We start from the raw sequence: 14,544 nt of genomic DNA on the forward strand, positions 1-14,544 counted from the left end.
TTAGTGCAGGAACAGCTCCCCGGCCGGGAAACCGGACAGGAACGAGGTGACCGCCAGCAGGTCGGCGCTGCCGCCGGGGCTAAGGTGACGGATAATCAGTTCATCATCCAGCTGGCGAAGCGCTTCCAGACCGCCGTCGGTCAGCACACCGCCTTCCCACAGCAGCCTTTGCGCCTGCTGCTGCACAAAATTCAGCCCTTCAAGCCCGCCGCGCGACACCAGGTTGGTGTCGTCATTCCAGGCCATCAGGTGCAGCAGGGTCTGCAATAACGCCAGATTGGTATCGCCGGTCTCCGCCATAACGCGATTGAATACCGGCATCGCCTGGGTGCGCACGGTGCGAAAGCCACTCTCCGCTTCGCCCCGGGCGCCGGAGAGCCCGTAGCGCAGGAAATGACCTTCGCCTTTACTCACCTTCTTTCCCGCGGCAGAGGAGAGCTCACGCCCGACCAGCCCCCGGCAGAAGCGGGCCACCTGATCGCAAACCCGGTGCTGCTCAACCGGCTCCCCTCTGGCCACCAACCTTCCCACCGCCGCGCTGAGCAGGCCAAAAGCGAAGATCGCGCCGCGATGGGTATTTACTCCGCCGGTGGCTGCCAGCATATCCGTCTCGCAGGCCATGCCCACCGGACGCAGCATCGTCAGCACCTTTTCCGGCATGATATTGGCGGTGTCGTGGCCCATAATGAAAAACTTCTCCATCCACGGGGCGACAACCGCCGTGCTGGCCTCAAAGGAGGCCAGATCCATATCCCGATGCGCGCCGGCGTTACGAATATCCACCAGCCCGGGCTTCGGCGTCAGGCGAACTTCGGTCAGCAGCGCCCGTTCCACACGTGAAACCATCTCCGCCGCCGCCACCGTTTGACGGCTCGATGGGCGATGCTGGCTCATCATCACTTCGCTCATGCCTTTCTCCTCAGCGCGTTTAACCGGCGCTTTTAACCTGATGAATGACGTCGATCACCGAACCGTCGCGATAGCGCACGACGGCCACCACCCGATCGGTAAATGCGATCGGCTCAGGCTTGCCGGTCAAAAGCTCGGCGCGCTGCTGTAGCGCTTCGATGGTCATCAGCGGGATATCCGCCTGACGCAGGCGATCGATCAGATCCTGACGCGCCGGGTTGACGGCGATACCGTGGTCGGTCACCAGCACATCCACGCTGGCGCCCGGCGTCACGCGGGTTAGCACCTTCTCGACCACGCACGGAATGCGTCCACGCACCAGCGGCGCGGTGATAATGGTTAAGTCAGCACCCGCCGCCGTATCGCAGTGGCCGCCGGATGCCCCGCGCAGCACGCCGTTAGAGCCGGTCATCACGTTAACGTTGAATCCGGTATCGATTTCCAGCGCGCTCAGCATCACCACGTTCAGGCGTTCGCAGGCGATGCCTTTCGAACCCGGATTGGCGTATTGATTAGCGGAAATTTCGATATGGTTAGGGTTATTGGCCAGCGAACGCGCGGCGTCGCCGTCGAAAGACTGGGTATCCAGCAGCGCTTTGATCAGGCCCTTTTCGTGCAGATCGACCATTGTGCCGGTAATCCCGCCCAGACCAAAGCTGGCGGTAATGTTGTGACGGCGCATCTTATCTTCGAGGAAGCGGGTCACCGCCAGCGAGGCGCCGCCGGTACCGGTTTGCAAAGAGAAGCCGTCTTTAAAATAACCGGAGTGCTCGATCACTTTCGCCGCCTGGCGGGCGATCAGCAGTTCGCGCGGGTTGCTGGTCAAACGGATCGCCCCGGCGGTGATTTTCGCCGGATCGCCGACCTCGTCGACCTGCACGATCAGATCGACCTGATCCTGGGCGATGCTGGCCGGATAGTTTGGATAATCCACCCACTCTTCGGTCAGCAGCACCACGCATTTGGCGGCATCGGCATCCACTTTGGCGTAGCCCAGCGATCCGCAGCGGGATTTACCGCTAAAGCCGTTGGCGTTGCCGTATTCATCGCAGCACGGCACGCCGAGGAACGCCACGTCAATGTTTAGCTCGCCGCTTTGTACTAAATACGCGCGGCCGCCGTGGGAGTGGATTTGGACCGGATTTTCCATCAGACCGGCGGAGATCTCTTCTCCCAGCTTACCGCGCAGGCCGGAGGTGTAAATCTGGCGGATCACGCCATTTTTAATATGTTCAATCAGCGGCCAGTGGGCGTCGATCAGCGAGCTTGAGGCCAGCGTCAGATCGCGAAAGCCCATTTCAGCCAGCTTCGCCACCACCATATTGACCACCTTGTCACCGCCGCGAAAGGCGTGGTGAAAAGAGATGGTCATGCCGTTTTGCAGGCCCGAACGGCGAATCGCCTCCTCCAGCGAGGCGCAGATTTTACGTTGGCGCTTTTCGCTTTCGCTGGCCAGCCACGGGCTTTTCGCCGTCACGCCCGCATAGGGCGCTAATCCTTCCGGCATCACGTACTGCTGATTAAGCATTGCTACGGTCTCTTTCATTATTTGCTCCTTAATCACGAATGCCGGAAGCCGACAGCGCCACGACTTTGCGCGCATGGTCGATAATCGGTCCATCTATCATCTTACCGTTCAGCGATACCACGCCCAGACCGCGCTCTTCCGCCTCTTCCGCCGCCGCGATCACATCGCGCGCATGCTCAACGTCTTTCAGGGTTGGGGCATAAACCTGATGCAGCAGTTCAATCTGGCGCGGGTTGACCAGCGATTTGCCGTTAAAGCCGAGGTTTTTCGCCAGATTCGCTTCCGCGAGGAAACCTTCTTCATTGTTAATGTCCGACCACACCACGTCATAGGCCGCGATCCCGGCGACGCGCGCCGCGTGCAGCACCGCGCAGCGGGCATAAAACAGCTCGGTGCCGTCGCCGCGGCAGGTGCCCATATCCATCACGTAGTCAAAGGCCGCCAGCGCGATCGCCGACAGACGCGGGCTGGAGCGCGCGATCTCGACCGCATTCACCACCCCCAGCGCCGACTCAATCGCCGCCATGAGCTTAGTGCTGCCCACTTCCCGTCCGCACTCGCGTTCAATCCGCTCGACGTGCGCTTCCAGTTCATGGATATCTTCTTTGCTGTCGGTCTTCGGCAGGCGCACCATATCCACCCCCGCGCGCACTACCGCCTCCAGATCGGCGAGGCCAAACGGCGTATTGAGCGGGTTAATACGCACCACGGTTTCCACATCCCGATAGAGCGGATGCTGTAGCGCGTGATGCACCAGCAGGCGGGCGGTATCTTTTTCACGGAGCGAGACGGCATCTTCGAGGTCAAACATCACCGCGTCAGCGCCGTACACAAACGAGGTGCTTAACATCGCGGCGTTGGCGCCGGGGATAAACAGCATACTGCGACGAGGTTTCATAGCTGGCTCCATTGCAGTTGAGATTGTTGCGCCGCGCGCAGCGCCGCGGCCTGAACGCGAGCCTTCAGCACGCACTCCAGCGCGCCTTTATCATCGACGACCACATTCGCGCGAGTGACACCAAGCTGCGCCAGGGTCTCTCTGACCACCTGCTCAATCGCCGCGCCGAACTGCTGCTTCACAATACTGTCGATTTCAAGCTGAATACCCGGCTCATTGGCAGGCCCAATCCTGACCATGACATCGCTGGATTCCAGCGTGCCGGCCAGGGCGTCAATCATCATTTCCATAGAGGCTGATCCTTAGTTATGGAGGTAAAATCTAGGCGGTTTGATGTTCGCTTTCCGCCAGCTGCATCAGAAAAGAGAGCGTTCCCGGCGGAACCAGCGGCGCAATAGCCGACCACTGGCGCTCCTTATAGAGTTTGCGCACCCGTGAAGCCGAAATCGGTGCGCCGTCTTTCTCGACCCGCTCCAGCTCCACCACCTGAATCGCGGGCGTCTCGCCGGGCGCTTCCAGCAGTTCCTTCATGCGCAGGTTGTAGTTACGGGTTAAAGAGCACAGCGGCTCGCTACCGACAAAACGGTGGGTAATCTGTAGCGCCGGGGCTAAATGTTCGCGGAAAAGCTGTAGGTCGATCTGGCAGTGGCAATCATCGACCACGCCTTTATCTTTGAGGAAATAGCCGGGGAAAGTCGCCCGGGAGATCAGATAAGCCGAACCTGGATGTAAGGTCACGTTGGCGATCCCGGCGATCCCCTGTTCAATCAGCGCCACGCGATCCTGATAGCTGAAAAATGAAGCGTCTTCCTTCACCACAAACAGATGCAGCCAGTCGCACTGGCGAGCGGCCTGCTCTACCAGCCAACGGTGTCCCAGGGTGAATGGATTGGCGTTCATCACGATGGCGCCGATTTTTTCCCCGGGCTGGCGGTACATGGTCAGCTGGCGGCAATAGCGCGCCAGGCGTTCGCGGCTATTTTCCATTAACACCGCCTGGTCACCCGCGCGGGCGATAGGCCAGAATCCGGCGCTGGAAAATAGCGCCGCGTTATCGGGTTTAGTGAACAGGAACAGCTCGCTGCGGCCCAGCTCATACGCCAGGGTCATCAGCTCAGTCAGCAGCTTCAGGCTGAGCCCTTCTCCCTGTAGCGACGGGTCGACGGCAATACACTTCAGGACGCATCCGGCAATCGCGCCGCAGCCGACAATGCGCCGCTGATCCTCGGCGACAATCACCCTTTCGCAATCCGCCTCCAGCGAGAGCTGATGCTGATGAAGAAAGAGGTCAACGGCCTCTCGCCGCCGGGGATCTTTTTGTACGGTGACGCGTTTTATTATCAGATTCATTTTTTAGCGCTTCATTAACCAAAAACGGACTGTATTTCGCCACCGTTCCCGCAGCGGTTCTTTTATTTAAATCACATTTTTCCGCGTACCTTAATTGGCTTTATGGTTTTTATGTTGTTAATTAATTCAGAAGAATAAAAACAATTAAATTAATTAAAAACACGGCCAATCAGTGAAGATAATCACATATCGCCGTGGAACATATTTATTATTATGCCGCCGTTCTATTATTGCTTGTTCTAACGCCATTATTCCTTTTTTTAACAGGGTGACGTCATATGACTAATATGAGCCAGGCTCCATCTGCGGAGAAAAAAGGCGTTAGCGATATTCTGGGGTTTAAAATCTTCGGCATGCCGCTACCGCTTTACGCCTTTGCGTTAATCACTTTACTACTTTCACATTTTTATAATGCCCTGCCGACCGACATTGTCGGCGGCTTCGCCATCATGTTTATTATTGGCGCTGTTTTTGGAGAAATTGGCAAACGCCTGCCAATCTTCAATAAATATATCGGCGGCGCGCCGGTGATGATCTTCCTCGTTGCCGCCTATTTCGTTTACGCTGGCATTTTTACCCAGAAAGAAATTGAGGCGATCACCAATGTGATGGATAAAAGTAATTTCCTGAATTTATTCATCGCCGTGTTGATTACCGGCGCCATTCTCTCGGTTAACCGTAAACTGCTGCTGAAATCTCTGCTCGGCTATATTCCAACCATCTTAATGGGGATCCTCGGCGCATCCATCTTCGGTATTCTTATCGGCTTGTGCTTCGGTATTTCCGTAGACCGCATCATGATGCTGTACGTCCTGCCGATTATGGGCGGCGGCAACGGCGCTGGCGCGGTGCCGCTGTCTGAAATTTATCACTCCGTTACCGGCCGTTCGCGTGAAGAGTACTACTCAACCGCGATCGCTATCCTGACCATCGCCAACATCTTTGCCATCGTCTTTGCCGCGCTGCTCGATATTATCGGTAAAAAACACACCTGGCTGAGCGGCGAAGGCGAGCTGGTACGCAAGGCCTCCTTCAAAGTAGAAGATGATGAAAAAGCGGGCCAGATTACCCATCGCGAAACGGCCGTCGGCCTTGTGCTCGCCATCACCTGCTTCCTGCTGGCCTACGTTATCGCCAAGAAAATTCTGCCCAGCATTGGCGGCGTGTCTATCCACTATTTTGCCTGGATGGTGCTGATTGTCGCAGCCCTGAACGCTTCAGGTCTCTGCTCGCCGGAAATCAAAGCTGGCGCCAAACGTCTGTCTGACTTCTTCTCTAAACAACTGCTGTGGGTGCTGATGGTCGGCGTCGGCGTGTGCTACACCGACCTGCAGGAAATTATCGACGCGATCACCTTCGCTAACGTGGTGATTGCCGCTGTGATTGTCGTCGGCGCCGTCGTCGGCGCCGCTGTCGGCGGCTGGCTGATTGGCTTCTTCCCGATTGAATCGGCGATTACCGCGGGCCTGTGCATGGCTAACCGCGGCGGTTCCGGCGACCTGGAAGTACTCTCTGCCTGTAACCGTATGAATCTTATCTCCTATGCGCAAATCTCTTCCCGTTTGGGCGGCGGAATTGTGCTGGTCATCGCGAGCATCGTGTTCGGCATGATGATGTAACCAACACGCACGATGGCGATATTTGAGCGTCAACCACAGAGGTGCAAATTAGGGTCCAGAGCCGGGGGCGGCTTCGGGAAATCCACCCTACTCCTTAGCCGGAAGCACCGATTGGTTAACCTTCAAAGGCGCCATCGTGCCCTTACTTTTGGATCGTTTCATGACTGATGCAGCACTGTTACTGGGTGAAGGCTTCACCCTGATGTTCCTCGGCATGGGGTTCGTGCTGGCGTTTCTGTTTGTGCTGATTTTCGCCATCCAGGGCATGTCCGCCGCCGTCAACCGCTTCTTCCCCGAACCGGCTCCGGCGCCGAAGGCCGCACCTGCCGCCGCGGCCGCTGACGACTTCGCCCGCTTAACGCCGGTGATTGCCGCCGCCATCCACCACCATCGCCGCCTTAACCCTTAATTCACGGAGGAATCCATGACCGTTGCCATTACCGATGTCGTCCTGCGCGACGCCCACCAGTCCCTGTTCGCCACCCGCCTGCGCCTTGACGATATGCTCCCCGTCGCCGCGCAGCTCGACGACGTGGGCTACGGCTCCCTCGAGTGCTGGGGCGGCGCCACCTTTGACGCCTGCATCCGCTTTCTCGGCGAAGACCCGTGGGTTCGCCTGCGCGAGCTGAAAAAGGCCATGCCGAAGACCCCGCTGCAGATGCTGCTGCGCGGCCAGAATCTCCTCGGCTACCGCCACTACGCCGATGACGTGGTCGAACGCTTCGTTGAGCGCGCCGTCAAAAACGGCATGGACGTCTTCCGCGTCTTCGACGCCATGAACGACCCGCGCAATATGCAGGCCGCCCTGCGGGCGGTGCGCAGCCACGGGGCGCACGCCCAGGGCACGCTCTCCTACACCACCAGCCCGGCGCACACCCTGCAGACCTGGCTGGACCTGACCGAACAGCTGCTGGAAACCGGCGTCGACTCCATCGCCATCAAGGACATGTCCGGTCTCCTCACCCCGATGGCGGCGTATGAGCTGGTCAGTGAAATCAAAAAGCGCCACAACGTGCGCCTGCACCTGCACTGCCACGCCACCACCGGGATGGCGGAGATGGCCCTGCTGAAGGCCATCGAGGCGGGCGTCGACGGCGTGGACACGGCGATTTCTTCCATGAGCGCCACCTACGGCCACCCGGCCACCGAGGCGCTGGTGGCGACGCTGGCCGGAACGGAACACGACACCGGGCTGGATATCCTGAAGCTGGAGAGCATCGCGGCGTACTTCCGCGAGGTGCGCAGGAAATATCACGCCTTTGAAGGCCAGCTGAAGGGCACCGACAGCCGTATCCTCGTGGCCCAGGTGCCGGGCGGGATGCTCACCAACCTCGAGGGCCAGCTGAAGCAGCAGAACGCCGCCGACAAACTCGACCAGGTGCTGGCGGAAATCCCCCGCGTGCGCGAGGACCTCGGCTTTATTCCTTTAGTCACCCCGACCTCGCAGATTGTCGGCACCCAGGCGGTGCTTAACGTCCTGACCGGGGAGCGCTACAAAACCATCGCCAAAGAGACCGCCGGGATTCTGAAGGGTGAATACGGCCACACCCCGGTGCCGGTCAATGCGGCATTACAGGCCAGAGTGCTCGACGGTGCTGAAGCTGTCACCTGCCGCCCGGCGGATTTACTCAAACCGGAGCTGGCAATGCTGGAAGCGGACGTGAAGCGCCAGGCGCAGGAGAAGGGCATCACGCTTGCCGATAACGCCATCGACGACGTGCTGACCGTGGCCCTGTTCCCGCAAATCGGCCTGAAGTTCCTTGAGAACCGCAATAACCCGGCGGCCTTTGAGCCGGTCCCGCAGGCGGAAGAGGCGAAACCTGCCGCTGCCCCGGTAAAAGCCGCCGCCTCCGGCGTCTACACCGTCGAAGTCGAGGGCAAAGCCTTTGTGGTGAAGGTCAGCGACGGCGGCGATATCAGCCAGCTCACTGCGCCGGCGCCCGTTCAGGCTGCTGCGCCGGCCCCGGCAGGCGCAGGCACCCCGGTGACCGCCCCGCTGGCGGGCAATATCTGGAAGGTGACTGCCACCGAGGGCCAGACGGTCGCCGAAGGCGACGTGCTGCTGATTCTCGAAGCCATGAAGATGGAAACCGAAATCCGCGCCGCGCAGGCCGGCACCGTGCGCGGTATCGCGGTGAAATCCGGCGACGCGGTCTCCGTGGGCGACACCCTGATGACGCTGGCGTAAGGAACAGGAACCATGGAAAGTCTGAACGCCCTGATTCAGGGCATGGGCCTGATGCACCTCGGCATCGGCCAGGCCATCATGCTGCTGGTGAGCCTGCTGCTGCTGTGGCTGGCGATTGCGAAGAAGTTCGAGCCGTTACTGCTGCTGCCGATTGGCTTCGGCGGCCTGCTGTCGAATATCCCGGAGGCCGGGCTGGCGCTGACCGCCCTGGAGAGCCTGCTGGCCCACCACGACGCCGGGCAGCTGGCGGTGATTGCCGCGAAGCTCAACTGCCTGCCGGACGTTCATGCCATCAAGGAGGCATTAGCCCTGGCCCTGCCGTCGGTGCAGGGGCAGATGGAGCAGCAGGCGGTGGATATGGGCTACTCCGCCGGGGTGCTGGCGGTGTTCTATAAGGTCGCCATCGGGTCGGGTATCGCCCCGCTGGTGATATTTATGGGCGTCGGGGCGATGACCGACTTCGGCCCGCTGCTGGCCAACCCGCGCACCCTGCTGCTGGGGGCGGCGGCGCAGTTCGGTATCTTCGCCACGGTGCTCGGGGCGCTGACGCTGAACTACTTCGGGATTATCAGCTTCACCCTGCCGCAGGCGGCGGCGATAGGCATTATCGGCGGCGCGGACGGTCCGACGGCGATTTACCTGTCGGGCAAGCTGGCGCCGGAGCTGCTGGGAGCCATCGCGGTGGCGGCGTACTCATATATGGCGCTGGTGCCGTTAATCCAGCCGCCGATTATGAAGGCGCTGACCACGGATAAGGAGCGGAAAATCCGCATGGTGCAGCTGCGCACGGTGAGCAGGCGGGAGAAAATCCTGTTCCCGGCGGTGCTGTTGCTGCTGGTGGCGCTGCTGCTGCCGGACGCGGCGCCGCTGCTGGGGATGTTCTGCTTCGGCAACCTGATGCGCGAAAGCGGCGTGGTGGAGCGCCTGAGCGACACGGTGCAGAACGCGCTGATAAATATCGTGACCATTTTCCTCGGGTTATCGGTGGGCGCCAAGCTGGTGGCGGACAAGTTCCTCCAGCCGCAGACGCTGGGGATTCTGGTGCTGGGGGTGATTGCGTTCTGTATCGGCACCGCGGCAGGCGTGCTGATGGCGAAGCTGCTGAACCTGTTCAGTCACAACAAAATCAACCCGCTGATTGGCTCGGCCGGGGTGTCGGCGGTGCCGATGGCGGCGCGGGTATCGAACAAGGTGGGGCTGGAGTCGGACGCGCAGAACTTCCTGCTGATGCACGCGATGGGCCCGAACGTGGCGGGAGTAATTGGCTCGGCGATAGCCGCCGGGGTGATGCTCAAGTACGTGCTGGCGATGTAAATCGTTACCTTTCCCGGATTGCGGCTGACGCCTTATCCGGGCTACTGGCGCGATCGGGTAGCCCGGACAGGCGCTACGCGCCGCCTCCGGGAAATACCCCAGGCGACGGTGCCAAAGCCCAAACCGAAGGTACGTAAAACGTCGTATTCCGACTAAGCGAGTTCTGAAATCAGTCAATCTGTGGGCCGATTCCGCGCCGACGGCCACTAAAAAAGAGAAAATAACCTTTTGATGTCAATTCGCCCAATGTTTGCCCGAAAAATCACGCACTGGTTTGCCCGACGTTCGTTTCAGAACCGCATCTTCCTGCTGATCCTGTTTACCTCGACAATCGTGATGCTGGCGATGTCATGGTATCTCACCAACATTACCGAGGAGCGCCTGCATTACCAGGTCGGGCAGCGCGCGCTGATTCAGGCGATGCAGATCTCCGCCATGCCCGAACTGGTTGACGCGGTGGAAAAGCACGATTTACCGCGCATTAAAGCACTTATCGACCCGATGCGTTCGTTTTCCGACGCCACCTATATCACCGTCGGCGACGCGAAAGGCCAGCGCCTGTATCACGTGAATCCTGAGGAGATCGGTAAATACATGGAGGGCGGAGACAGCGACGAGGCGCTATATAACGCCAAAAGCTACGTGTCGGTGCGTAAGGGATCGCTGGGTTCTTCACTACGCGGCAAGTCGCCGATCCAGGACAGCACCGGGAAAGTGATCGGCATCGTATCGGTGGGATACACCATCGAACAGTTAGAGAACTGGCTGAGCCTGCAAATCGGATCGCTGATGATCCCGATGGCGATTATGCTGCTCCTGCTGCTTTACTGCGCGCGGCGCTTCTCGCTGCATATTAAAAAGCAGATGCTAAATATGGAACCTCAGCAGCTATCACAGCTGCTCATCCAGCAGAGCGTCCTGTTTGAATCGGTCTTTGAGGGGCTGATAGCCATTGACTCTCATTACAGAATTACCGCCATCAATCAGACCGCGCGGAGGCTATTAAACCTGAGCCAGCCGGAAACCATCCTGATTGGCAAAAGCATCAATAGCGTGATCTCTCAGGAGGCATTCTTCTATGACGCGCCGCAGACCAATAAAAAAGACGAAATCGTCACCTTTAACCAGATTAAAGTGATCGCCAGCCGCATGGCCGTCACGCTCAATAGCGAGCCTCAGGGCTGGGTCATTAGCTTTCGCAGTAAAGACGATATCAACACCCTGAGCCTGCAGCTTAGCCAGGTTCAGCAGTACGCGGATAATCTGCGGGCCGTGCAGCACGAGCATCGCAATCTGATCTCCACCATCGCCGGGCTGCTGTTTTTAAAACGCTATGACAACGCGCTGGATCTTATTCAGCAGCAGTCTGAAAGCCACCAGAAGGTGCTCGATTTTATTGCCCGTAACTTTAAAGTGAATCACCTTGCCGGGCTGCTGATCGGCAAGTATTACCGCGCCAAAGAGCTCGGAATAGAGCTGGTATTCGATCCCGCCTGCCACGTTGAGACCTTACCCTCGTCGCTTTCGCATAATGAGTGGATCTCGATCGTCGGTAATTTGCTGGACAATGCCTACAACGCCACCTTGCGCCAGCCGACAGGTTCAAGGCAGATCGAATGCCTGATCAACAGCGAGGGCGACGAAGCGATCGTCGAGATCGCCGACCAGGGCTGCGGAATTGACGAATCGCTGCGCGATCGTATTTTTGAACGCGGCGTCACCAGCAGCGACAGCGGCGATCACGGCATCGGACTCTGGCTGGTTCGCAGCTACGTTGAGCAAGCCGGCGGCAATATCGTCGTCGATAACAACATTCCTTTTGGCACAATTTTTACCCTTTATATCCCCCTGACCAGAGATGAACATCATGGATAGCATTACAACTCTTATCGTTGAAGACGAACCTATGCTGGCGGAAATCCTGGTGGATACGATCAAGCAATTTCCCCAGTTCGAAGTCATTGGCATTGCCGATAAACTGGAAAGCGCGAAAAAGCTGCTTCGCCTCTATCAGCCCCAGCTCACTCTGCTGGATAACTTCTTGCCCGATGGTAAAGGGCTCGATTTGATCCGCCACGCCGTCAACACGCATTATCAAGGGCGTATCATTTTCATCACCGCCGATAACCATATGGATACCATCAGCGAAGCCCTGCGGATGGGCGTTTTTGATTACCTGATTAAACCGGTTCATTATCAGCGATTGCAGCATACCCTTGAGCGTTTTGCCCGCTATCGCAGCTCTCTGCGCTCAAGCGAACAGGCAAGCCAAACCCATGTTGACGCCCTGTTCAATATCCAGGCAAAAGAGCATACGGAAGCCGCAGGCTCTCCGCTGCGCGGTATTGATGAGAGCACCTTTAACCGGGTATTGCAGCTCTTCGCCGACCCGGAAACGGTCCATACCGCAGACACGCTCGCCCGTATTCTCGGCAGCAGTAAAACCACCGCCCGCCGTTACCTTGAGCAAGGGGTTAAAAATGATTTTCTTGAAGCTGAAATCAGCTATGGCAAAGTCGGCAGACCGGAGCGGATTTATCACGGTAAACATCCTGCGCCTATTTAAGCCCCAGGAGATGCCCTGTTTATCGCGCATCTCCTTTCATGCGCTTATTCCACGGTGTAGCTGACAATAATTTGGCCTTTTTTCATCTTCACCTGGCTAATGACGATTTTCCCCAGCTCGGACAGGCTGGCAACGTGCGTACCGCCGCAGGGATAGCTCTGCATATCGCCGAACCCAATCTGGCGCAGGCCATCGGCAAAAGCGACCTGACGCGGTAAATTTCCTGCCTGCCAGGCGGCGACTTTTTCCAGCAGCGCGCTGGCTTCGGGCAGCCCGCCGTTAGCCCCGGCGGCAAAAATGATACGGCTTTCTCCCGGCCAGTGATGCCCTTTCATCGGCTGCCAGCCTGACAGCTCGCCAGCCTGGGCAAGCACGTGCCCGGCGGAGTGCAGGCGCGCGTGAAGCCGTCGGCTTTCCGCATCGATACGGATCGTGACCTCGCCTGACGGCAGCGGCTGTGAAACGATATGCGCTACGCTATCGCCGCGCGAAACCACGCCTTCGACCGCCAGATCGGCAATCCAGCCGCGATCCGCCGGCTGACCGCCGCCCTGCGGGTGAAATAGCGTACGGTCCAGCTCAATGGCATAGCGGCCATCGGCTTCGCTCAGGCAGTTGACGACTCGCGCCAGGCATTCAGTGGCGTCGCTGGTGTAATAAAGGCGTTCAGTCATGGTTGTTCTCCTCTCTGTCAGGACAGTATATTGATATTACTGGTGGCGATAATCCCGCCTGACATCAATGCAATTTTGCCCTGGAAGCACAAATGAATCTAAGCCTACTGCCCGACCTCGCCCTGTTTGTGCAGATTGTTGAACAGGGCAGCTTTTCCGCCGTCGCGCGCCAGACGGGCGCGACGCCCTCGGCTATCAGCCGCAGCGTTTCTCGCCTTGAACAGGAGATGGGCTGCAAGCTGCTGCATCGCACAACGCGCAAGCTACGCCTCAGCGAGTCCGGTAAGACGGTGTATGAACATGCGCTGGAGATGCTGGAGTCGGCGCGTCTGGCTATGGATTCCGCCAGCAGTACCCAGGCGGTGGCGCAGGGCAAGCTCACGCTAAGCGTGCCGAAAGCCGTGGGCCGGTTTGCCATTCACCCGCTGATGCTGGAATTTTTTACCCGCTATCCGCAGGTCGACGTCTGTCTGCGGCTTGAGGATCGGGTTCTCGATTTTATCGATGACGGTATTGACCTGGCGCTGCGTATCACCCACACCCCTTCCCCGGGTCTGCACGGTAAACCGTTGATGACGATAAGCCACCTCGTCTGCGCGACGCCCGGCTACCTGGAACAACATGGAACGCCGCGAACGCCGCAGGACCTGCGCGCTCATAGCTGTATCAGCCTTGGCGAAACGCCCGCCGATGCGCGCTGGAAATTCCGCCGTGCGGGGAAAACGGAGACGATCCAGACCCACGGCCGCTACGCCGCCAACCACACCGCCGTGCGCCTCGATGCCGTGAAGCAAAATCTGGGGATCGGCAGCCTGCCGCTGTTTACCGCCCGTGAGGCGCTGGCGCGCGGCGAGATTGTGCAGGTTTTACCGGAGTGGGAGTTTATCAGCAGCTATTCCGGCCAGCTGTGGCTACTGTGGTCGGGCAACAAGCATATGCCCGCCAGAATGCGGGCGATGATTGATTATCTCAGCGAGAAGATGCAGCCGGCTTCAGGCAGCACAGCCATAGCGCGACGATCAAAAACCATGGAATAATAAGGCACAGGGCGAACCACCATCCTGAACGACCGATATCGTGCATCCTGCGGCAGCCAACGGCCAGCAGCGGAACAATCATCGGCAGCGAAAGAAGACCGCTGAGCGGTGCAGCGAAAAAAATGAAAACGCCGTACTGAGAGTTATGCTGCATCGCCAAAAACCAGGTCGCCAGCGGCAGGGCAAGAATCAACAGGTTGATGAGCAAAAAAGACCAAAACTCCTGCCTGCTGGCCACTCCGCTAAAATCGAGGCCCTTTTTCCATCCGTTAAAATACGCTTGTCCATTCGTCATTTTTCTCTCCCTGTTCATAGCCCAATCCAGTATTGGCTGCGTACCGGAGAGATTACGCCAGAATAACCCATCATGCGATAGCGCAAAACGGCGAGAGTTTTGAACGTGAGTTATTTTGCCTCGGCTATGAATAAAACGGGGATGATATATCATCCCCATTTATTCA

General features: G+C 58.5%; 14 protein-coding genes. 7 read left to right on the top strand and 7 right to left on the bottom strand.

Translation table 11 applies throughout. The annotated features are described in order from the left end of the window. Genes citG through citC form a run of 5 tightly spaced genes read right to left on the bottom strand, consistent with a single transcriptional unit; the run spans position 1 to position 4,685 of the window. Positions 1 to 894, bottom strand: a complete 894-nt coding sequence (citG, locus tag ACE3MN_RS22600) for a triphosphoribosyl-dephospho-CoA synthase CitG (protein ID WP_375364392.1) — start codon at positions 892 to 894, stop codon at positions 1 to 3. A 34-nt stretch (positions 895 to 928) separates the two neighbouring features. Continuing rightward, positions 929 to 2,455 carry a citrate lyase subunit alpha gene (gene citF / locus ACE3MN_RS22605; RefSeq protein ID WP_024360284.1) on the bottom strand — a complete coding sequence of 509 codons (1,527 nt, stop codon included), beginning with the start codon at positions 2,453 to 2,455 and terminating at the stop codon, positions 929 to 931. 10 nt (positions 2,456 to 2,465) lie between these two features. After that, positions 2,466 to 3,335 (bottom strand): citrate (pro-3S)-lyase subunit beta, encoded by an 870-nt coding sequence (gene citE / locus ACE3MN_RS22610; protein WP_004872260.1) that lies wholly within the window; start codon positions 3,333 to 3,335, stop codon positions 2,466 to 2,468. Then, positions 3,332 to 3,625: a citrate lyase acyl carrier protein gene (citD, locus tag ACE3MN_RS22615; protein WP_004872262.1), complete on the bottom strand. Its 294-nt coding sequence runs from the start codon at positions 3,623 to 3,625 to the stop codon at positions 3,332 to 3,334. Before citD ends, citE begins: the two co-directional genes overlap by 4 nt. A gap of 31 nt (positions 3,626 to 3,656) precedes the next feature. Continuing rightward, positions 3,657 to 4,685 (bottom strand): [citrate (pro-3S)-lyase] ligase, encoded by a 1,029-nt coding sequence (gene citC, locus ACE3MN_RS22620; protein WP_004872264.1) that lies wholly within the window; start codon positions 4,683 to 4,685, stop codon positions 3,657 to 3,659. A gap of 278 nt (positions 4,686 to 4,963) precedes the next feature. Here citC and citS point away from each other — a divergent pair, with 278 nt between their 5' ends. The 6 genes from citS to ACE3MN_RS22650 all read left to right on the top strand — a co-directional run bounded on the left by citS (position 4,964) and on the right by ACE3MN_RS22650 (position 12,372). Then, a complete protein-coding gene (gene citS / locus ACE3MN_RS22625) occupies positions 4,964 to 6,304 on the top strand; it encodes a citrate/sodium symporter CitS (RefSeq protein WP_375364172.1) in 1,341 nt (446 codons plus the stop codon). Positions 6,305 to 6,464: 160 nt separating this feature from the next. Beyond that, positions 6,465 to 6,713, top strand: a complete 249-nt coding sequence (locus ACE3MN_RS22630; RefSeq protein WP_375364173.1) for an oxaloacetate decarboxylase subunit gamma — start codon at positions 6,465 to 6,467, stop codon at positions 6,711 to 6,713. Positions 6,714 to 6,728: 15 nt separating this feature from the next. Then, positions 6,729 to 8,492: a sodium-extruding oxaloacetate decarboxylase subunit alpha gene (gene oadA / locus ACE3MN_RS22635; RefSeq protein WP_375364174.1), complete on the top strand. Its 1,764-nt coding sequence runs from the start codon at positions 6,729 to 6,731 to the stop codon at positions 8,490 to 8,492. Positions 8,493 to 8,504: 12 nt separating this feature from the next. Further along, positions 8,505 to 9,806: an oxaloacetate decarboxylase subunit beta gene (locus ACE3MN_RS22640; RefSeq protein WP_064342152.1), complete on the top strand. Its 1,302-nt coding sequence runs from the start codon at positions 8,505 to 8,507 to the stop codon at positions 9,804 to 9,806. 246 nt (positions 9,807 to 10,052) lie between these two features. After that, entirely contained in the window at positions 10,053 to 11,681 is a 1,629-nt protein-coding gene (locus ACE3MN_RS22645) for a sensor histidine kinase (RefSeq protein WP_004872278.1), read from the top strand. Further along, entirely contained in the window at positions 11,674 to 12,372 is a 699-nt protein-coding gene (locus ACE3MN_RS22650; protein ID WP_004872280.1) for a response regulator, read from the top strand. The genes ACE3MN_RS22645 and ACE3MN_RS22650 overlap by 8 nt, the downstream gene beginning before the upstream one ends. 44 nt (positions 12,373 to 12,416) lie before the next feature. Here ACE3MN_RS22650 and ACE3MN_RS22655 read toward each other — a convergent pair whose 3' ends face one another. Then, positions 12,417 to 13,046: a serine-tRNA(Ala) deacylase AlaX gene (locus tag ACE3MN_RS22655; RefSeq protein ID WP_024360369.1), complete on the bottom strand. Its 630-nt coding sequence runs from the start codon at positions 13,044 to 13,046 to the stop codon at positions 12,417 to 12,419. A 92-nt stretch (positions 13,047 to 13,138) separates the two neighbouring features. Between ACE3MN_RS22655 and ACE3MN_RS22660 the strand changes: the two genes are divergently transcribed. Next, entirely contained in the window at positions 13,139 to 14,083 is a 945-nt protein-coding gene (locus ACE3MN_RS22660; protein ID WP_024360370.1) for a LysR family transcriptional regulator, read from the top strand. Here the strand turns inward: ACE3MN_RS22660 and ACE3MN_RS22665 are convergent. Next, positions 14,016 to 14,378: a DUF805 domain-containing protein gene (locus ACE3MN_RS22665; protein ID WP_004872283.1), complete on the bottom strand. Its 363-nt coding sequence runs from the start codon at positions 14,376 to 14,378 to the stop codon at positions 14,016 to 14,018. The genes ACE3MN_RS22660 and ACE3MN_RS22665 overlap by 68 nt on opposite strands. Positions 14,379 to 14,544 lie beyond the last annotated feature (166 nt).

It is taken from the genome of Klebsiella grimontii (assembly GCF_042137965.1).
In the GTDB taxonomy this organism is placed as follows: domain Bacteria; phylum Pseudomonadota; class Gammaproteobacteria; order Enterobacterales; family Enterobacteriaceae; genus Klebsiella; species Klebsiella grimontii.